The following is a 21,205-nucleotide window of genomic DNA, read 5'->3' as shown; positions in this document are numbered from 1 at the left end:
AAGCAAGCATGAACTCCATGCTTGCTTCTTTTTATTTTCTATCGCTAAACACAGTATTTGTGTACGAACGAACCGTTAACATATAGTAACCAAAGTAAATGATGATATACACCCCTACACTGCCTAGTAGAGGAAGACTATATTCAAACATTCCTGTAAAGCCCATCAAACTTAAAAATGCAAAGAATGTATGACAAATCGCAAGGAGTAATGGTACTAAAAATATAGCCCCTACTTGCTTTCTTACAGACTCTGTTGCTTCCTTTTTCGTTAGTCCAATTTTCTTTAACATTCCGTACGCTGGTCGCTCCGCCATCGCTTCTGTTATTTGTTTAAAGTATAAAATACAACCCGTTGCAAGAATAAAGACAATCCCTAAAAATACACTAGCAAATAATAACACTGCACCATCTTGCAATTCAGATTGGCTCGCCTCTTCAAATGATTGGAATTTCGCTTCCTTAGAAAGGATTGTCCCTAGCTCTTTCGTTAGCTCTCTATTACCGTTTCCTTCAACGATAAATCCGCTAACTGTAGAAACAGCATGTCCTTGCTGCAACTGATTAAATAACGAATCTTGAACAACAAGTCCAATTGGTGCAAGTTTCGCACTAACAACTGTTTCTTCACGGTGATCAACAATTGTTAAACCACTCTTCATTCCTTCAAAGGACACATGATTTCCTTCAAGCGAATTCTTTTCGATGTTATATGATTTATATGAATCTAATAAAACAACTTCCTTTTCAGAACCGAGAATAACTTGTTTATTGCCTAACATAGAAGCTGATTTATTATAATCTGTCACTTTTATAATTTGTACATCACCATTACCTATTAAATACCCTGTTAATATTTGTTCTCCATCTATCTTCCCTTGCATAGAGAGCAAAGCTGCAGACGTTTCATTTTTGATTGCTAACTCATGTTTTTGAATTTCTTCTCTAACTTTCTTATCTAATTCCTTTCCAGTTGTTACATATTCATAACTAACAGGATTCATTAATGACGCTGTCTTCTGCGCTCCATAATACATACTAGAACTAATTCCAATGGTACATAATGTTACCGCACTTAATAAAGATAATAGCGCAAGCATCTTTACGTTTCCTTTTATTCTGAAGAACAATGAAGAAATCGATAAAATGTTCGTTCCATTCCAATATTTCGTTTTATCTTCCTTTATTTTATGAAGTGATTTCACTGTATATTGTTCAAATAGTAAAAACGTACCTTTTACAATACACCCAAAAATAAGTAAACCTGTAATAAAAATTGCTCCAAACCCAAAACCTTGTGTAAGCAAAGCAATTATATAACCTGTAATTAATAACACAACCGCTCGTTTTGCCTTCTTACTTGCATACGTAGGTGCCTCTTCTTTCTGATTTTCACCATATAGTAATTCAACTAAACGATGTTCATAAATTAACTTTTTACTTTTCCATGATGCAATAAAGAAAATTGCACCTATCGTTATAAGAACTTCTACTATAGATAAAAATGAAATTGTAAATGTAAAAGTAAACGCACTTCCCATTAACTTCACGAGAAGCCCAGCGCACATATTCGCTATAAATAAACCAGCAAGAATACCTAACACACTTGCCGCAGCACCAACTAATAATGTTTCATAAAAGAGTAACTTCGCAATTTCTTCTTTACGGATACCTAATAAACTGTATAGCGCAATTTCTTTTTTCTTCTTTCGCAAAAAGAAGCTATTACAATAAAAAATAAATATCGTTAAAAAGATAATCAACAATATTTGTGCAAACGTAAATGTCGTTTCCACCTTATCCGACTCTTTTAAAAGAGCTACTACACTTTCATTTCGTTTAATCGATACGAATGTAAAATAAATAACAATGCTGCCTACTAATGAAATAAAGTATAGAAAATAATCTTTCATATTTCGTTTTATACTACGTTTTGATACTTCTAAAAAATCCATCGTATACCTTCACCTGCTCTCGCATTTCTCTATACATGAAGTGTATACAAAATTATATTTCTCCCCTATCGATTTTCATTACATCTCCCTTACGATATTGTAATATAACAAAATAAAAGAACCTAGTTTCCTAGGCTCTTCACATCGTATGTTTAAAAGTAAATAACCCTTCTTTTGACTGCACAGCAGATTGTTCCTCTTCTACAACATCCTTCTTTATCTCTCCTCCTAACCTTACTTTCATCATCGCTTCTTCTATACTTTTTACAATCATATTTCCTGAAAAAATAGTAAATCCAAAAAATGTAATGGGAACGAGCGGAATCCACGGATTCACTGTTAATGATCTAAAATAGACTCCAATTAAACCTGACCATTCATGTGTGTATGATTCTATTTCTTCTATTGGTCCTAAAAACTTAACCGTTCCGCCAAAGAATATTTCCAGTAATCCTAAGTGCAGTAAAATAGTAAGAGTTTGCGTAAACTGCTGAAAAAACACAAGTATAAACGTCATATAAAGATGCGGGAAAATATGTTTTATAACAATATGTCTTCTCGATCCACCTAATATGTACGCAGCTTCAATAAATTCCTCGGTTCTCAATTTACGTACTTCCTTCGCGACATACAGTGCAATAACTGGCATCACAAGCATTACAAGTAATAAAACTTGAAACGAAGCCCTTTCAAAAAAGGTTGTTGTTTCCTCTCCACTCCCAAATGTATTTGCAAAGCGAAGAAAAAAGTAAGCAATCATAACTGTCGGAATAACTGTAAAACTATCAAAAAAAGCCTCGATTTTTGAAAACCCTCTTTTTACATATGTTCCGAGTACGACACCGAAAAACACACCTATTACCATTCTAAGTGCCGCAATTAAAATAGATATACCAATCGTCCACTTCGCGCCCTCAATGACTAAATGTAAAAGATCGTATCCTTTCCGGTCTGTCCCGAGTAAAAATTGGGATGAAGGTGAAAACGGTGGAACTTCTGGATTTTCATCTGCATCATATTGCAATGTAACTTGTCTAATATGTCCATCATTCCATATCGTATTTCCGATGCTCAAAAGAACTAATATGAGAAGAAACCCAATACTTATCCAAAATCTTTTATCGCGTTTTATATACGTCCACATATTATAGCCTCTCCTTCATCGCAGCTGGAATGAGGTAATGAAACAATTTAAACAAAATAAAAATCGGAATATAAATAAGTAGCACACTAACGATGAAAACCTCAACCCTAATACCCTCATACGATTTTAAAAACATAAAAAGACCACCCGTATTAAAAATCCATTCTATAATATATAAATTAGATAACATAAAAAAGATATTCGTTTTCGCAAAGAAAAGTGTACTAAGCAACACATTTCGTAAAATATGACGATTTAAAATATGAAAGCGCCCTAGCCCTTTCGCCTTAGCAAATAGTACATAATCTTTTTCTAGCTCATTTTCAAAACGAAGCACTAACATTTTTACAAACAGAATCGTAGTCGGTATACTCAAACAAAATATTGGCAATCCTCTAATCGACTCGCCCCCAATTGACGCAATTTGAAAAGGTAAAAAACCTGTTCTTTTAAAAAACCATACAACTAATATTTGTGATACTAAAATAAGAAGAATATCTGGAATAGATTCTAGGAAGATAAGAAATGATTTAATGCGATGTTGTATACGCGGTGAACTACTCATAATGACATAAACAATACAAAACGCTACAAATAATGAAATAAAAAAAGCATCCAAAAAAATAATAATCGTTTCTTTATAATGGACGAACAACTGCGGAAATAAAAATTTACCTCTCACATATTGCAAATTGGAAATATCCATTAAGTTCACAAACACTTCTTTTAAACTTTGTATGTACTGTGATGCATGCAGCTCAAATCCGTAAAACAACTTCGGCAGTGCCCCTAAACAAATAATACCCAAAATCGAAATAATAAATTGAACCGTCACTTCCATCCCATTCAGAAAAACTTTTTTGACCACGTTTTCCCTTCTCTCTTTATATAATTTACCTTCTAATTTTATTCTTAATTTTCTGAATTGTAAATATTTACACAGAAAAATCACTAGGTTATGATCCTAGTGATTCTTTATGCGCATGCCCTTCTCTTTTCGCAAACGGCATATACAAAATAAAGCATCCAATAAGCGCAGCTATTTCTAATGAAATAATATAGTAAGGGTGTGGCCCTAACATATCGAGTAATGAAGCAGTTTCTGGCTTACGAGCTAAAAACATATAATTGCCACCTGTTTTGTAGTTCACAAAAGAAACGATTGGAATTATTATGTTTAAAAATATCATCGTACGCTTAATTGATTGCAAGGTCGGTCTATATCCTTCTACCCACGTCATAAAAAGTGGTGCCCAAATGAGTAATACATGTGCAACGAAGAATTCTATAAAGCGAAAATGCGGAAAGGCATATTGCAAGTTCGGCGTTAACATAGCTTGTGATGCACCAATACTTCCTGTGAAAAATACAATCTCATATATGCGGTAACTTTTCGTTACAATCATAATCGATGCTAACAATAAACTAATCGTACATAACTCAAATGGTAATGAAGTGCCTAGCTCAAATATCCCCGCTTTCCACTCCCACATATGAAGTCCAATTTCACTTCCTATAAATAGAAATGCAATCGCATATCGAACCGTTATATTCCACTCACTTTGCCGTAATACATCTTGGTATTGATACAGAAAAAATATTCCTACCAACATAATAAGTAATATAAGTACGTGTTGCCTTGAGTATGGAATAAATGGTTTTAATGGATGCGCACTAAAATAAGCTTCCATCTTACCTCCTCCTCTCTTTCATACAATATTATTGTTAGAAAGAAACAACGAGTCAATTCATTTGCTTACACTAGGACAAGCTCTACCTTACATTTACATATTCATACCTTACAAAACTGTAAGGTTATTGTAAGCTAAAACGATTTGTCAGATTCTTCACCTCTTTTATACTGAATGTAGATACTAAAACGAACGAAAAGGTGATAAATAGATGAAGAAGAAAAATAAAGTGTTAATTACTAGTGTAGTAGCAATCGGTATTGCAGCTGGATCATATTTTGCATTTGCTGGCGGGAGTTCAGAAGTAGCAATGGCATATAGCGGATATAAAGTAACAGAAAAACAAATTGAAAACGCGCAAAAATTTGGCGGTGAAGTCATTCCAAACGGCATCGAAACAATTTCATTCGATCCAACAAAAGGTACGTATGAATTAGCTGTAAAAAAAGGTGATGAAGTAAAAAAAGGTCAACTCCTTTTTAAATATAATGACCCAACTGCGAAGCAAGGTGTAACAGAAGCAGAAATGCAAAAGAAAATCGCACAAAAAGAAGTAACATTGTTCCAAAAACAGATTGATGCAGCGAAACAAAAATTACAAAAAGATAAAAATGCAGGCCTTCCTGCTGAAGCATTAAAAGCATCAGAAATCGAAGTACAGCAATTAGAATCACAACTTGAAATGAAGAAGTTTGAAGTTGAAAAATCAGATGAACTAATTAAAGCAGCAAAAGAGAAAGTAAACACACTTTCTGTAACAAGCCCTACTGACGGCGTAATTGATGATATTGTAAAAACTGCTGATGAAAAAACAGGTATGAGTGGCATTACACTTCGTCACGCTGGTCCATTTAAAGTAAAAGGTCAACTTTCTGAATATGAGCTTGCTAGTATGAAAGTTGGGCAAGAAGTAACTGTTTCCTCAAAAACTGTCTCTGGTAAAACTTGGACAGGAAAAGTAACAGAAATCGGTTCTACACCATTAAAGAGTATGGATGAAAACAAAACAGTTTCTAACTATCAATTCACTGTCACATTAGACAATAGTGAAGAATTACAAAACGGCTTCCACGTTTACGTAACAAGTAAATCTGGCGAAGCAACTGGTACAATTGTTCCGAAAAGCAGCATCGTGAAAAAAGGTGACAAAAATGTTGTCTTCGTTGTAAAAGACGGTAAAGCGAAAGAACAAGCGGTTACTGTTGAATTCGAGACTGATAGCGAAGCAAAAGTTTCTGGAGTGAAAAAAGGAGAACAAATTATCTCTAAACCTGAAAAAGACTTAAAAGATGGTATGGAGGTTGTCGTTGAATGATTAACTTAAAAGGCATCACGAAATCTTTCCAAAATGGTGCAGAATCCGTTCAAATATTACACGGCATTGACGTAACACTGAACCAGGGAGAATTCACTTCTATTATGGGACCATCTGGTTCTGGTAAATCAACATTAATGAACATTATCGGTTGCTTAGATAAACCGACGACAGGTGCGTATGAACTAGCTGGGCAAAACATTTCAAACATGTCTGAGACAGAACTTGCACGCGTTCGTAATAAAGAGATCGGGTTCGTATTCCAAAACTTCATGTTATTACCGAGACTTACAGCACTTCAAAATGTAGAGCTACCTCTTATTTACGCTGGAGTTGATAAAAAAGAAAGACGTGAGCGCTCATTAGCCGCTTTAACAAAAGTAGGTCTAGCTGATCGTGCCACTCACCTGCCGAACGAATTATCAGGTGGACAAAAGCAGCGTGTCGCAGTCGCACGTGCAATCGTAAATAATCCGAAGTTCATTTTAGCCGATGAACCAACGGGGGCACTTGATACGAAAACAAGTACACAAATTATGGACCTCTTTTACGAACTAAACAAACAAGGCTCAACAATCATTATGATTACCCACGATCGTGAAATTGGGGAAGCTGCAGCACGCCAAATTGTAATTCGTGACGGAAATATCGTCCAAGATTGGAGAGGTTAATTTTGAACACGAGTGAAAATATACGCATGGCCCTTTCCTCTATCTTTGCCCATAAAATGCGTTCTATCTTAACGATGCTAGGAATTATTATCGGTATCAGTGCCATTATTACTATCATTTCAATGGGTGATGGTACGAATGCAAAGTTTAAAGAAGAATTAGGCCAAGGAAAAGATAATGAAATAACGATTTACTACAACAATCCTGATTATGGAACAGATAGTGCCAAAATCACACCTGATATGCTAAACCGTCTTCAAGCTGTACCAGGCGTTAAAGATGTGTATCCAGACGTAAGTATGAAAGTAAAAGCATCTGCTGGTTCAAAAGATGTAAATCTTGATTTAAAAGGTGGAACAGGCGCCTTTATGACAGATTCGAAAATAAAATTAGTTCACGGTCGTGAATTAAATGACAGTGAATTAAACCAAGCAATCCCTGCTGTTATATTAAATGAAGAAGCTTTCAACAAATTATTTAGTAATGGTTGGGAATCAAATCAATACACAGATATAAAAGGAAAGCCGTATAAAATAGTCGGTGTATACGAAACGAAAAACGACTTTGGAATGCCTATGCCTGAAGGTTATACATCACTTGAAAACGCGCCTGTCATTTCAGGAGTAAATGAATATGACTCTGTAAGATTAACAATGACCTCTCCAACAGAACGTAAAAGTGTAGAAAAACAAGCCGTTTCTGTTTTAAACGAAATGAAAGCTCCTAAATTTGAGCACAAATTCGAAGCACAAGACTTAGGTGAATTTACGAAACAATTAGACGAATCTATCGGTATGATGAAAATGGTATTCGGTGGTATTGCCGCTATCTCCTTACTTGTTGGTGGTATCGGTGTAATGAACATCATGCTTGTATCTGTAACAGAACGTACACGTGAGATTGGTATTCGTAAAGCACTTGGTGCAACGCGCGGTAAAGTATTAACACAATTCTTAATTGAATCTTGTATTTTAACAGGTCTCGGCGGTTTCATCGGATTCATGCTCGGTATCTTCTTCGCTTGGATCGTCTCCATATTTGCCGGATGGCCACTCGTTGTCTCAAAAGAACTTGGACTTCTTGCAGTAGGTATTTCCATGCTAATCGGTATTATATTCGGTCTACTACCAGCTAACAAAGCTGCAAAACTAGATCCAATTGAATGTTTACGATATGAATAAACAAAAACGTAGGAATTTACACTCCTACGTTTTTTTATTTATCCCGCTTTAATGGGCAGCCCGATTGGTGAGGACTGATAATCAGTGGGGGCTGAAGAAAACCCCCACTGATTAAAGTTTCACTTTATCTATTAAATCATGTTTCTTCTATTATATATGTTTCATGTTATACATCCCTTTAACTATTTCAAAGTACTAAAGCTATTATAGAATCCTATTATTGCAAAAATAATATGTGAAAGACTAAAATCAAGGCGTAATTTTTTCCATACCTCGACTTATTTTGTAACAATTATAGCGATATTTCATTAAATTTCACCCCATTTATATTTCTCCACAACTAAAATAGTTATTTTTACATAACTAATTTCCTGTTTCAATAGAAAAAAATGTCGTTTTTGTAATCATTACGAAATAATTACGTAATACCAAAGAAACATTATTAACCCATTAGAAATTGAAATACCTCTATTTTTATGCATTATATGCTCTAACCTCCCCTATAAACTATAAGAAAGCGCTTTTAGGATATTACTGGAATTATTACAGAATATTAATGACCCGTTACGAAACCTTTGTAATTTTATGTTTTCCGCAAATAAGAAAATAATGGTTGCTATAATGAGGTCAACGAAAACAAATGCAATGGAGGCTATTATGAAAAAATTTATGGGTATAGCAACAGCAGCGGTTTTTGGTCTTGGGATTTTCACAACATCTGCTAAAGCAGAAACGTTTGTAACGACTGATGTACTAAATGTACGAGAAAACCCAACTACTGAATCAAAAGTTGTCGGAAAATTATTAGATGGATATAAAGTTAACGTTTTACATACAGAAAACGGATGGTCAAAAGTGAAATTGAACAGCGGTAAAGAAGCTTTCATTAGCGCTGACTATACAAAAGACACTTACTACGTAACAGCAAACGTATTAAACGTACGTGCTGGTGCAAACACAGACTCAGAAATTCTTGGTAAATTAAAACAAGATGATGTAATTGAAACAACACACCAAGTTGAAAATGATTGGATCCAATTTGAATATAACGGAAAAACAGCTTATGTTCATGTTCCTTACTTAACAGGTAAAGCTCCAGTTAAAGTTCAGCCAGCAGTTAAAGTAGAAAAAACAACTAAAGTTCAAGATACAGCTAAAGCGGTGGAAGCAACTAAAGCTCGTGAAGTAGCTGAAACGCAAGCAAAAGCTAAAGCTCAAGAGGCAACTAAAGCTCGTGAAGCAGCTGAAGCTCAAGCAGCGGCTAAAGCTCAAGAGGCAGCTAAAGCTCGTGAAGCAGCTAAAGCTCAAGCAGAAGCTAAAGCTCAGGCAGCAGCTGAAGCTCAAGCAGAAGCTAAGGCTCAAGAAGCAGCTAAAGCTCGTGAAGCAGCTAAAGCTCAAGAAGCAGCTGAAGCTCAAGCAGCGGCTAAAGCTCAAGAGGCAGCTAAAGCTCGTGAAGCGGCTAAAGCTCAAAAACCAGCTACACAACAACCTGTTGCAAAAGAAACTGAAACAAATGCACCATCATCTTCTCGTGAATTACGTGTTGTAGCAACAGCTTACACAGCAGATCCACTTGAAAATGGTTATAAAGCAGGCGACCAAGTAAAATCAGCTATGGGCCATAACTTAACAGCTAACCCAAACATGAAACTTATTGCAGTTGACCCAAGTGTCATTCCATTAGGTTCAAAAGTATGGGTTGAAGGTTACGGAGTAGCAATCGCTGGTGATACTGGTGGAGCTATTAAAGGAAATAAAATCGACGTTTTAATGCCAGATAAAGGCACATCAAGTAACTGGGGACGTAAAACAGTTACAGTAAAAGTTTTAAACTAATTACGCAAAAGAGTCAGTCTCAATAATGAGACTGACTCTTTTTTTATATATACGATAGATTACTATTTCAACAGAAAAAAGAGGATGCTATAGCATCCTCTCCTGCCCTTCCCTATTCCACACAAGTAAACTGTGTCCAAGCTCCTACATAATCTAGTAAGAATAACTCTTCTTCTGCAATTGTACCGACAATATTTTTCCGTTCATCTATCGGCATTTCTTTTAGAATGATTTGCAGTTCACCTTTATACTTTCCGAATGAGTTGTTACCAATTACAACTTGCCCTCTTTCCTGTAATACACTTTCGCGCACTGGGAAATCATAGTCTTTATACTTTTTACGTACTTCTGTAGAGCGTACCATATATTCTGTTATGTCGCCGCGTCTTACGTGTAATTCTTGCAGCGTGGCTTTCTTCTCTACTTCAGTCGCTTCGTCTACAAAGTGTACTTTTAGCTGTAACATGTAACGATTTAAGTTTCCTAGTTTCTCTAACTCTTCTTCACTCGCATAAGCATTTCCGATAATAACATCATCGATAAGCCCTGTTGCCCATAAATGTTTCGCTTGTACTTCAATCGGTAAGTTACGATGTTGTTCTAACGTACATAATCCGTCATTAATATCCCATGGACCAATGTCGGCTGCATGTGACGTAATAAATGCTGCCGTACGAATACCGTGTTTTTTAAAGCGTTCACTACAGCGAATGAAATAATCATACGGAAGACCAGTGAATTTTTGCGGATAAAAGTTATGACAACCAATTAAAGCTGATTTATTCGCCTGATGCGAAAGAATATTTTCTAAGTATGCAATATCATTACTTACGTTCAGTTCAATTTTTAAGCCGTACGGATTATTCGTCATTTTTGCTTCTGTTAATCCGTCAAATCCTAAATCTAAACGAATACCGTCTGCACCTAACTCTGCAAAGAATGATAAATCACTATAGCTAATACCAAGTTGATCAAATACTGCCGGAGCTACATCTAAAATAACTTCCATATTATTATCTTTTGCATGATTAATAATTTCTTTAAATTCAGCTACAATCTCTTCTTTCGGACGATTCACAGATAATAAACATGTGAATATTCTTGAAAAACCGTGGCGTGCCGCTGCCGAAATGTATGCCATATCTTGTTCTTTCGTTGAATGCTCTGGGTAAAGTGAAATTCCTAACTTACGCTCCATGCTTTTGCATCTCCTTCACACGTTGTATTAATGCCATGCTCGTAAATCTATATTTTGCAGATAAACATGTTGCACATAAAATCGTTGGTACAATAATTACGTACGGTGATTGTAACCCTAGCATTACATAGGCACCCATTGAACTACCGATAAATACTATTGATACGAGTAGTAAAACTAATAAAGATTTACTTTGTACCCATTTTGAATAATGTGCAATACACTGCCCCGCTACGAATGTAATTAAGATGATAATTGCTCCGAGCATTCTGTTTTCTCCTCTCCTGCTACTTGTTGTTTCTCATACATTTTGAAGAACGGATAGTAAATAACGAATGAGATAACAAAGTTAACCAGTACAAGTACACCAGCCATAATTGTCCAGTCCGTACTAATAACCGCTGCAATTGGTGCTAACATCGTAAATGGCAATTTCGCCATCATGAGCGGAATCATGCCTGAAACAACTGCGAAATATGATACTGTCGTTGTCACTAACGGTGTTATAACGAATGGAATAATTAAGATTGGGTTCATTACAATTGGTGCCCCGAAAATAATCGGTTCGTTAATATTGAATAAACCTGGCACGAATGATAATCGACCTAACTCTTTTAGGAATTTAGATTTAGAGAACATAAACATAATAACTAAAGCTAATGTTGATCCTGATCCACCGATCCATACGAACCATTGAATAAATTGCTCTGTAAATAAGTTTGGTAGTTGATGTGCATTTCCTGTAGCTGTGAATACTTCCATATTTTCAAGAATTGCTGAATCCCACATCGGACGAATGATTGGTCCTAAAATCGCAGGGCCATGTATACCGAATGACCAGAAGAACACGATTAAGAATACTGTTAATAAACCGCCGAATAAATTATTTCCTACTAATACTGATTTTAGTGGTGCGATTAAATATGTGATTGTTGTATTTACATCAAATTTTAAACCGTAACGAATACCCCAGAATAAAAGAATAACGACTAAAGTTGGAATTAATGCTGCAAACGAATTCGAAACCGCTGGTGGTACACTATCTGGTAATTTAATCGAGATATTATGCTTAATCATAAAGTGATAAATTTCTACTGCAATTAACGCTGTAACAATTGCGCCGAATAAAGATGTTGCACTTAATGTTCCTACTGAAATGTATCTACCTGCATCAATAACACCTGGTACAGCTTTCGTAATTTGAATTGGTTCAACTGATGCTAGTAAAAAGGCGAGTACAGATAACAACCCTGCACTTAACTGATTGAGCTGATAAAAGTTCGCGAGTGAAGCGCCTACCCCAAATGCTGCGTATAACGCCATTAGTCCTACTGTAAATCGGAATGGAATATCTAAAATATGGCGAAACGGTGCAATCCACTCCATATATGCATCAATTGGTAAGTTTAAAAAGATAACGAAAAATGATCCGACAATCGTTAACGGCAATGTAGAAATAACCCCGTTTCGAATTGCTAATAAATGTCGTTGTCCTGCAATCTTTTGTGTTGTTGGCATAATCTTTTGTTCCATAAAGCTCATAAAACCATTCATCAATACCCCTCCTCTTTCTTTTTTTAATGAAGGAATGAAATAAAGTTATAACATTATAATGTTTATATTTAAAAAAATATAATTATGCTAAAACTAATTGTTCTGCTTGTTTCAGTACTTTCAAACCGTCACACATGCCATAATCTCGTTGTTCTATAATTGCAACTGGTATATCGTATGACTTCGCAAGAAACTGTACCGCTGGAAACAAATACTTCACCTGTGGTCCGATTAAAACTACATCAGCATTTTTTATTTCCAGTTTCACAAGTTCTGAATCCACTGCTTTAATTTTATAATTCTTCCCTTGTTTCTTCGCCTCTTCTTGCATTTTTCTTACAACCATACTCGTTGACATGCCTGCTGCACAACATAATAAAATGTACATCTTATACTGTCACCTTCTCTTCTACTCGTTTATGAAGAGTGATAAATTCTTCAGCAAGTTCTTTCACTGTAATTGCATTCATTAAATGATCTTGTGCATGCACTAACAGTAAACTGATTTCTGCATGATTTCCTCTTGCCTCTTCTTGAATCAAGTCTGTTTGAATGCGATGAGCTGCTGAAATTTCTTCACTAGCAAGTGTCATCTTTTCACTCGCATTCTCAAAATCTCCTTGTCTTGCAAAAGCAATTGCTTCCAGTGACGCGCTTCTCGCGTTGCCACCATGTAAAATTAACGCAAATGGAGTTTGCATATCAGTCATTTTAAATTCCCCCAAGCTATCTTTTTTCTATATTGTTATCTTATTATGAAAACGCATACAATTAAACATAAAAAACTTCCGTTGTATAACGGAAGTTTTTACATACTTTTTTATATAGACAGTAACACCTCTTGGAAATCTTCAATACCTTCAGCATGCGTTAATTTCTCTATCGCACTTTGACTAGACATAATATCATATAAAAAATCATAAAGCTTTTGTAAATCTTCATTATTATTGCGCTTTACACTAAATAAAATAATAACTTGTACCTTCTTATCGCCCCAGTCAACCGCTTTATCAAGTGTACAAAACATCAAAAATGTTTTCTCACTTAATAACTGCATCGGATGCGGAATCGCAACTAAATTCCCAACCGCTGTAGGCGATGTATTCTCTCTTTCCATAACAGAATCATAAAAGTTTTCTGGTACATAGTTTTTCTCAGCAGCTTTCTCACATAAAAATTGGATAACCTCTTCCTTCGTAGAGGCGCTATGATTTAAATAAATCAAATCCTCCTTCATATATTGCTGCACACTAGTATTCACATGCGTAAACAACTGCTGACCGATTGACTTAATCTCTTTATCATCAAATATTGAGTTTACTCTTATAACAGGCACAGGCAAACCACTTGGTATATGAATCGTACTAATAATACAATCTATCTTTTCTTTATAAAGATCTTCTACTTTCAATTGATAATAGCCTGTAATCCCTACAATCTCTAATTTATCTCGGAACTGCGATAAAATTTTATATTTCAATAGCTGTGCGCTTCCTTGACCGGTTGCACAAACTAATAAACATCTTTTCTTTTGGTTCTGTTCTTGTAAACGACTCATCGCTCCGCCAAAGTGAATCGCAATATAACCAATTTCACTTTCCGGAATCGATTCTCCCGTATATTCACCAATTATATCTCCAACAAGAACCGCAATTTCAAAAGCATACGGATAATTCTTTTTCACTTCTGCCAAAAGAGGATTTCTCGTATTTAACTTATACTTCAAACGGTTTAATAACGTTTTTAAATGAACACCAAATCCAAATAATAATTCTTCATCATAATAAAAAATAAGATTCCGTTCTTCCGCTACTTTAAAAAGAATATGTTGCATGAATGCAAATAGATCTTTCCCTAGTAGTTCTTCCACATTTTCATAACAATCTTTCGCTGTAACAGCAGTACTTAATAAATGCATCGTCACATATAAAACTTCTTCTTCGGGAAATGAAAGATGCAACTCTTTCTCTAAATCCCCTACAATCTCTTTCGCAATTGTATATTCTTTCTTTATGATAAGTTCAGCTTGCTCTGCATGTAGTCCTTTCATATAATGTTGATCTTCACAACGCTTTAATGCAATTGCAATATGAATAACTAAATTATCAATTTCTATATCTGATAAATATATCGTTCCTCCTTCGATATACTTTAATATAACCGAACGGATAAGCGGTATATGAGGTAACGATAAATATGTATCACTCTGCTCAAATTGCTCGTGAAACGGAGTATGGTCATAACGCGGTAAACCATATTGTGATAAACAAGAACGAATATGAAACTCCTCTCCCACAATACGCATACCATAATACGGTCTCTTTTCAATTTGTAATTGATAGCGACCACATATATCTGTAACATCTTTCATAATTAAATTTACAGTCGATTTACTTACATAAATCTCCTCTGCTAACTGTGAAAGCTTCACATACCCCTCTGTCGTTAAAATACGTCGCAGAATGTACGCTATCCTTTCTTCATAAGAAGTTGGGATCTTTTCCGTCTGTTTTTGAAATAGACTCACGCAAAACTCTTCAAACTCCTTCGTTTGTATAATGTCTAATTCGTATCCCGTCCCTCTTTGCGATTCTATTTTTGCTCCGTTTTCTTCCAATATATCATTTAATAATTTTATATCTTTTTGAATCGTCTTCGTTGATACATGTAAACGGCTCGCTAAAAAAGCTCGATTTAACATCGATTTCTCTTCTAAAAACTCCTCTAAAATAGAAACTAATCGCTGATGCACCTTTGTCATAGCTCTTCCTCTCGCACTTATATAAAGTGAAACTTTAATCAGTGGGGGGTGTTCATCCCCCACTGATTATCAGCCCTCACCAATCGGGCTTTTACGGGCAGTTGATCCCCCACCTAACTTCTTTATTTTCACTAAATTTTGAAGTAGGGGTCTTACTGCCCGTTAATGCGGGGTAAAAAGGAAAAAGCTGCTGAGGTCAGTAGTTTTTTCCTTTTTTCATTTTATCTATTTCTTTAATGTAAATCCGAATTTATCCCACGCTTGTAAATAATCTAATAAGAAAATTTCTTCTTCCACAATTCGACCAACTACATTTGTTTTTCCTGTGTTCACCATATCTTTTAAAGCAATTTGTAATTCACCTTTATATTGACCATACTGTTCATTATCAATTAAAAGATCCCCGCGCTTAATTTCGCGTGTATTATGCGGTTTGAACTCTTCTTTCTTATACTTCACACGACTTTGTGTCGAGCGGATCATATATTCAGATACATCTCCACGATAAAAATGCGGTTCCTCTAATACAATAATTTTTTCTAATTCTGTTGTTGTATCATATAACTCTATATCAAAAGTTTGTTTTTCTTTATTTAATGCACCTAATGCCTCTAATTCTTTTTCTGATGCATATGCATTCGCAATAATGACATCATCAATTAATTCTGTCGCAAACAAATGCTTCGCCTGTGTTGTCATCGGTAATTCACGATGCTGCTCTAACGTACATAATCCTTCTGTTACTGGCCAAGGTCCGTATGTTGCATCAAATGATGAAATAAAAGCAGCCGTTCTCATACCGTAATCTTTAAATTGTTTCGAGCATGTAATGAAATGATCGTATGATAATCCTGAATAACGATGCGGATAAAAATTATGGCAACCAATTAAATTTTCACGGTTTGGTCTATGGCTCATAATGTTATCTACATACTTCGTACCGTTACTCATATTAATCTCAATTTTTAAGCCGTATGGATTGTAAGTCATAATCGATTCTTCTAAACCAGAGAATCCGACATCTAAACGAATACCATACGCTCCTAACTCATGGAAGAACGATAAATCATTATACGAAATACCTAATTGTTCAAAAACAGCTGGACTAATATCAACTAATACTTGGAACCCTAATGCATTTGCATGAGAGATCGTTTCTTTAAACTCTTCTATAATTTTCTCTTTCTCTCCATCTACAGACAATAAGCATGTGAATACACGTGTAAATCCGTATTTACTTGCTAATGTTACATACTCCTTGTCTTTCTCTACTGTCGAATGTTCTGGATAAATAGAAATACCTAATCGTCTCATATGCACACGCCTCTTTCTTCATCATATTGTAAACCTTTTCAAATATATGTAGCGAAAAAGTGTATATCCCCTTCTCTTCCACTACTTTTGAATCCGCTTTCGTTAAAGAAAAAATCAATTTCTATCATTCATAACAACTACTAGTCTATACATCTATACTTTACATCTTTTTTTCCTAGTTGTGTAGTCTTTACACAAATTTGTCAGTTTTTTTACCTCGAAAATTGTTGTACGTTTTCAAGGCACCTTCCTTGACTGTTACATTGACCAATACATATACTCGAAAGAACAGAGAACTTTTATATAGGGGATGAATATATGGGAGAGGCAATACTCGTAAAACGAGAACCGTTATGGACGAAAGAGTTTATGGCGCTAATTCTAGCAAACTTATGTATGTTTTTAGGGTTTCAAATGTTAATTCCAACTTTACCTGTTTATGTGAAAGAAATTGGTGGCACAAGTTCCAATATCGGATTTGTTGTCGGCATGTTTACCGTGGCGGCACTTTTTGTTAGACCGCTAACTGGAAACGCCTTACAGAAATTTAATAAAAAAATCATTTTAATGATTGGTACTGCTATTTGTTTACTCGCTATGGGTAGTTATCTTTTCGCTTCAACCGTTTTCCTATTACTTGCCGTTCGAATTTTACACGGAGCTGGCTTTGGCATTACAACGACTACATATGGAACTGTCGTTTCAGATTTAATTCCGCAAGCTCGCCGTGGTGAAGGCATGGGATATTTCGGCCTTTCCGGAACGATTGCAATGGCGCTCGGTCCACTTATCGGACTTTGGCTTATGCAAACATATAACTTCACAATTCTTTTTTTATGTGCACTTTCCTGTACAGTAGTTTCATTAATATTAACGAAACTACTTCAAATCAAAAAATCGCCGCAACCACCACAGCAAACACCTGGTACTTTTCTCGATGGATTTATTGAGCGCAAAGCTTTACTTCCTTCATTATTAATATTATGTATTACATTAATGTACGGCGGAATCGGGAGCTTTATTACATTATTTGCTACGGAAGTCGGAATTGCTGATATAAGCCTCTTTTTCTTATTTAATGCACTTGCAATCGCTGTCACTCGTCCGTTTTCTGGAAAATTATACGATGTGAAAGGCCATGCATTCGTTATTATTCCAGGAGTTATTATTACGTTTACAGGTATTATTTTATTGTCGTATACAACTACCATTCCGAGTTTAATTATTGCAGCAGCATGCTACGGAAGTGGATTTGGAGCGATTCAACCTGCACTGCAAGCATGGATGATCGACCGAGTATCACCGCACCGACGAGGTGTCGCAACCGCTACATTCTTCTCAGCATTCGACCTTGGAATTGGTGCTGGCGCAATTATATTTGGATTCATTGCACATTTTACAAACTACGCAACTGTATATCGCTATTCCTCTCTACTACTTATTGCTTTCCTGTTCATTTATATTACAAGTATAAAAAAACAAAAGCATGGAGATAAAAACACAGAAAAAGCTGCTGGATAATTCAGTAGCTTTTTTATGTGCAAAAGTGGAATGCGTAACAAAGAAAATTTAATAAAATCATTTCCCTACATATTTTTTTAACTTTCATCAAAAAATATACGATGAACTCGCAGACGCTTTCCTTCATAAACTGAACAATACTATTCTAAAAAGTGTGATTTCTTTACAAAAACACTGTTTATATAGGGATAAAACCAATTAAATCCAGCTGTTTCTTTAAAGATTTGTAAACTTTTTATCCCTTTGTAAATTTAGTGTAAATTTTACTTATAAACCGTTTACAGTACATCAAGGTTTAGTTAATAATTACATCGTACATGAAATTTAAGGAGTGGAATGCGTGGAATACAATGTTCAAGATATGATCTTCCAGTTCATTGGTGGATTAGGTATTTTCTTATTCGGTATTAAATACATGGGCGATGGACTGCAACAAGCAGCTGGAGATCGTCTTCGCGATATTTTAGATCGCTTTACAACAAACCCACTGATGGGTGTACTAGCAGGTATGTTAGTTACTGTATTAATCCAATCAAGTTCAGGAACAACCGCTTTAACAGTCGGACTTGTAAGTGCCGGATTTATGACATTAAGACAAGCAATCGGTGTTATTATGGGTGCGAACATCGGAACGACAGTTACTGCATTTATTATCGGAATTAAAATCGGAGAATACGCTCTCCCAATTATGGCAGTTGGAGCTATCTTACTATTCTTCTTTAAAAATAAAAAAGTACATTCTTTAGGTCAAGTTGTCTTCGGTTTTGGTATGTTATTCTTCGGTTTAGAATTAATGAGCACAGGTATGAAACCTCTTCGCTCTTTAGAGTCATTCCAAGAATTAACGGTTAGCATGAGTGACAATCCAATTCTAGGTATCGTTGTTGGTACAGTCTTCACTTTAATTGTACAAAGTTCAAGTGCGACAATTGGTATTTTACAAGAACTATTCGGTCAAGGTGCAATTGATTTACAAGCTGCCCTTCCTGTATTATTCGGTGATAACATCGGTACAACAATTACAGCTGTATTAGCAGCAATCGGCACTTCTATTGCAGCAAGACGTGCAGCATTAGTTCATGTTATCTTTAATATCGTCGGTACAGTTGTCTTTACAATTTTATTAATACCTTTTACGAATTTAATTCAATATTTCCAAACGTCATTAAACTTAAATCCAGAAATGACAATTGCATTTGCACACGGAACGTTTAATGTAACGAATACACTCATTCAGTTCCCATTCATCGCTGTATTAGCATGGATTGTAACAAAAATTATTCGTGGTGAAGATTCTGCTATTGATTTCAAACCGCAACATTTAAATCCTATCTTTATTGAGCAATCTCCAGCTATTGCCTTAACAGAAGCTCAAAAAGAAATCATCCGTATGGCTGAGTTTTCATTACATGGATTAAAAGAAGCAAATCAATTTTTAAATACACAAGACAAAAAACACGCTGACATGGCTACTCAATTAGAAGGAGCTATTAACAATTTAGATAAAAAAATTACCGAGTATTTAGTTTTACTATCAGAAAAACCACTTTCACCAACAGACTCTGAAAAGCATTCTGTTTTAGCAGGTGTAGTCGGAGATATTGAACGTGTCGGTGATCATGTAGAAAACCTTGTAGAACTTGTTGATTTCCAAATTTCAAACCGTGTTTCCCTATCAGACGAAGCACTAGCTGAATTAAATGAAATGCTCGAGTTAACAATTTCAACATTACAAGATGCAATCAATGCCTTAACAAACTTTGACACTGAACTAGCTCAAACGGTTATTGCGAAAGAACGTAAAATTGACCAAATGGAACGTGTTCTTCGTAAACGTCATGTATTACGTCTAAACGAACGTAGCTGTTCAGGTGATGCAAGTATCATCTACGTTGATATGGTAAGTAACTTAGAGCGTATTGGTGATCACGCTGTAAATATTGCTGATGGTGTTTTAGGTGAACAAGGTAAAATCAATTTAAAACAATCATTATAATAGGAAAGAGACGCTACTATAAGCGTCTCTTTTTTCATTTCATATTTATAACTGTTCTTCCTTTTAACCTTCCTTGCAATATAAGTGTAAACTTTTCATCTAACTCTTCTAATGTACATTCTTCTGTATAAGATCGTAGCTCTTTATTTTCCCATTCACTTGCTAAAAGCGTCCATACATCTCTTCTCACATCCACTGGGCATTGCACAGAATCTATTCCTAAAAGGCTTATACCTCGCAAAATAAACGGATATACCGTTGTTTGTAGTTCCTGCCCTGCCACATTACCACATGTCGTTACACAACCACCATACTTTACTATTTTTAAAGCTGCTTCTAACATACTGCCGCCTACAGTATCGATAACCCCGGCGTATATCCCTTTTAGCATTGGCCTTCCCGATTCATCATTCAATTCCGCACGATGAATCACTTTTTTCGCTCCTAGACGTAGTAGCATCTCTTCCTCTTCCATTTTCCCTGTTGCTCCTACTACGTTAAATCCTAACTTACTTAAAATACTAACAGCTACACTTCCTACGCCGCCTGTGGCACCCGTTACTAGTACATCTCCCATACTAGACGTTATGCCTGCGTCAATAAGCTTATATACTGATAAAGCAGCTGTAAAACCTGCTGTTCCGTACATCATACTTTCCTTTAATGACATTCCCCCTGGTAAAGGGATGATCCAAGATGCTGGCACGCGAATATATTCTCCGAAACCACCAGAAGTATTCATACCTAAATCATAACCCGTTACAATGACTTGATCGCCTACCTTAATGGTTGCATCTTCACTACTCACAACTTCTCCTGCTGCATCAATTCCTGGCGTATGAGGATATGTTCTCGTAACACCTTTATTACCAGTAGCTGAAAGCGCATCTTTATAGTTTAATGAAGAATAATGAACCTGTATTAATACGTCTCCCTCAGGTAAACTACTTACTTCTCTATCAACAACGTTTCTTACAAACTGCTTACTTTCTGTTTCGTTCACAACGATTGCTCGGAATGATGTATGATTCATTATGCGCTCTCCTTTATCCGTAAATTTCTTCTTTAT

Annotated in this window: 18 protein-coding genes; 6 read left to right on the top strand and 12 right to left on the bottom strand. The window is 35.6% G+C overall.

Features of this window, described 5'->3' with window-relative positions; all coding sequences use genetic code 11:
* Window positions 1-31: 31 nt before the first annotated feature.
* From ACTFOB_RS07205 to ACTFOB_RS07190, 4 genes are all read right to left on the bottom strand, one after another.
* Window positions 32-1,954 carry an FtsX-like permease family protein gene (locus ACTFOB_RS07205; RefSeq protein WP_440028412.1) on the bottom strand — a complete coding sequence of 641 codons (1,923 nt, stop codon included), beginning with the start codon at window positions 1,952-1,954 and terminating at the stop codon, window positions 32-34.
* A 139-nt stretch (window positions 1,955-2,093) separates the two neighbouring features.
* Window positions 2,094-3,098: an ABC transporter permease gene (locus tag ACTFOB_RS07200; RefSeq protein WP_440028409.1), complete on the bottom strand. Its 1,005-nt coding sequence runs from the start codon at window positions 3,096-3,098 to the stop codon at window positions 2,094-2,096.
* Window position 3,099: 1 nt separating this feature from the next.
* Window positions 3,100-3,966, bottom strand: coding sequence for an ABC transporter permease subunit (locus tag ACTFOB_RS07195; RefSeq protein ID WP_440028407.1), 867 nt, complete (start codon window positions 3,964-3,966; stop codon window positions 3,100-3,102).
* A gap of 88 nt (window positions 3,967-4,054) precedes the next feature.
* Window positions 4,055-4,789 (bottom strand): YwaF family protein, encoded by a 735-nt coding sequence (locus ACTFOB_RS07190; RefSeq protein ID WP_440028405.1) that lies wholly within the window; start codon window positions 4,787-4,789, stop codon window positions 4,055-4,057.
* Window positions 4,790-5,000: 211 nt separating this feature from the next.
* On the opposite strand from ACTFOB_RS07190, the gene ACTFOB_RS07185 reads away from it, so the two are divergent.
* From ACTFOB_RS07185 to entC, 4 genes are all read left to right on the top strand, one after another.
* The gene (locus ACTFOB_RS07185) at window positions 5,001-6,104 is read left to right on the top strand and encodes an efflux RND transporter periplasmic adaptor subunit (protein ID WP_440028402.1); all 1,104 of its coding nucleotides are present in this window, start codon (window positions 5,001-5,003) and stop codon (window positions 6,102-6,104) included.
* The gene (locus tag ACTFOB_RS07180; protein WP_000609098.1) at window positions 6,101-6,775 is read left to right on the top strand and encodes an ABC transporter ATP-binding protein; all 675 of its coding nucleotides are present in this window, start codon (window positions 6,101-6,103) and stop codon (window positions 6,773-6,775) included. The genes ACTFOB_RS07185 and ACTFOB_RS07180 overlap by 4 nt, the downstream gene beginning before the upstream one ends.
* A 26-nt stretch (window positions 6,776-6,801) precedes the next feature.
* Window positions 6,802-7,956 (top strand): ABC transporter permease, encoded by a 1,155-nt coding sequence (locus ACTFOB_RS07175; RefSeq protein ID WP_409536341.1) that lies wholly within the window; start codon window positions 6,802-6,804, stop codon window positions 7,954-7,956.
* Window positions 7,957-8,490: 534 nt separating this feature from the next.
* Entirely contained in the window at window positions 8,491-9,792 is a 1,302-nt protein-coding gene (entC, locus tag ACTFOB_RS07170; RefSeq protein WP_440032720.1) for a cell wall-binding protein EntC, read from the top strand.
* Window positions 9,793-9,904: 112 nt separating this feature from the next.
* Here entC and ACTFOB_RS07165 read toward each other — a convergent pair whose 3' ends face one another.
* The 7 genes from ACTFOB_RS07165 to ACTFOB_RS07135 form a co-directional block, all read right to left on the bottom strand.
* Window positions 9,905-10,990: a DUF871 domain-containing protein gene (locus ACTFOB_RS07165; protein WP_440028398.1), complete on the bottom strand. Its 1,086-nt coding sequence runs from the start codon at window positions 10,988-10,990 to the stop codon at window positions 9,905-9,907.
* The gene (locus ACTFOB_RS07160; RefSeq protein WP_000900036.1) at window positions 10,980-11,258 is read right to left on the bottom strand and encodes a hypothetical protein; all 279 of its coding nucleotides are present in this window, start codon (window positions 11,256-11,258) and stop codon (window positions 10,980-10,982) included. Before ACTFOB_RS07160 ends, ACTFOB_RS07165 begins: the two co-directional genes overlap by 11 nt.
* Window positions 11,234-12,544 (bottom strand): PTS sugar transporter subunit IIC, encoded by a 1,311-nt coding sequence (locus tag ACTFOB_RS07155; RefSeq protein ID WP_151631573.1) that lies wholly within the window; start codon window positions 12,542-12,544, stop codon window positions 11,234-11,236. Before ACTFOB_RS07155 ends, ACTFOB_RS07160 begins: the two co-directional genes overlap by 25 nt.
* An 82-nt stretch (window positions 12,545-12,626) precedes the next feature.
* Window positions 12,627-12,932, bottom strand: coding sequence for a PTS sugar transporter subunit IIB (locus ACTFOB_RS07150; protein WP_061664791.1), 306 nt, complete (start codon window positions 12,930-12,932; stop codon window positions 12,627-12,629).
* A gap of 1 nt (window position 12,933) precedes the next feature.
* Window positions 12,934-13,254, bottom strand: coding sequence for a PTS lactose/cellobiose transporter subunit IIA (locus tag ACTFOB_RS07145; RefSeq protein WP_000131338.1), 321 nt, complete (start codon window positions 13,252-13,254; stop codon window positions 12,934-12,936).
* Between the two features lie 110 nt (window positions 13,255-13,364).
* Window positions 13,365-15,305, bottom strand: coding sequence for a BglG family transcription antiterminator (locus tag ACTFOB_RS07140; protein ID WP_440028393.1), 1,941 nt, complete (start codon window positions 15,303-15,305; stop codon window positions 13,365-13,367).
* A gap of 225 nt (window positions 15,306-15,530) precedes the next feature.
* The gene (locus tag ACTFOB_RS07135) at window positions 15,531-16,619 is read right to left on the bottom strand and encodes a DUF871 domain-containing protein (RefSeq protein ID WP_440028390.1); all 1,089 of its coding nucleotides are present in this window, start codon (window positions 16,617-16,619) and stop codon (window positions 15,531-15,533) included.
* A gap of 318 nt (window positions 16,620-16,937) precedes the next feature.
* Between ACTFOB_RS07135 and ACTFOB_RS07130 the strand changes: the two genes are divergently transcribed.
* Both ACTFOB_RS07130 and ACTFOB_RS07125 read left to right on the top strand, forming a co-directional pair.
* The gene (locus ACTFOB_RS07130; RefSeq protein ID WP_440028387.1) at window positions 16,938-18,140 is read left to right on the top strand and encodes an MFS transporter; all 1,203 of its coding nucleotides are present in this window, start codon (window positions 16,938-16,940) and stop codon (window positions 18,138-18,140) included.
* Window positions 18,141-18,480: 340 nt separating this feature from the next.
* Window positions 18,481-20,136: a Na/Pi cotransporter family protein gene (locus ACTFOB_RS07125; protein WP_440028384.1), complete on the top strand. Its 1,656-nt coding sequence runs from the start codon at window positions 18,481-18,483 to the stop codon at window positions 20,134-20,136.
* A 34-nt stretch (window positions 20,137-20,170) separates the two neighbouring features.
* On the opposite strand, the gene ACTFOB_RS07120 is transcribed toward ACTFOB_RS07125, so the two are convergent.
* The gene (locus ACTFOB_RS07120; RefSeq protein ID WP_440028380.1) at window positions 20,171-21,169 is read right to left on the bottom strand and encodes a YhdH/YhfP family quinone oxidoreductase; all 999 of its coding nucleotides are present in this window, start codon (window positions 21,167-21,169) and stop codon (window positions 20,171-20,173) included.
* Window positions 21,170-21,205: the final 36 nt, after the last annotated feature.

Origin of the sequence: Bacillus cereus group sp. MYBK79-1, assembly GCF_051915365.1 — a bacterium.
Classification (GTDB): Bacteria; Bacillota; Bacilli; order Bacillales; family Bacillaceae_G; genus Bacillus_A.
The sequence above is the reverse complement of the archived record's forward strand: the minus strand, read 5'-3'. Positions and strand labels throughout refer to the sequence as shown.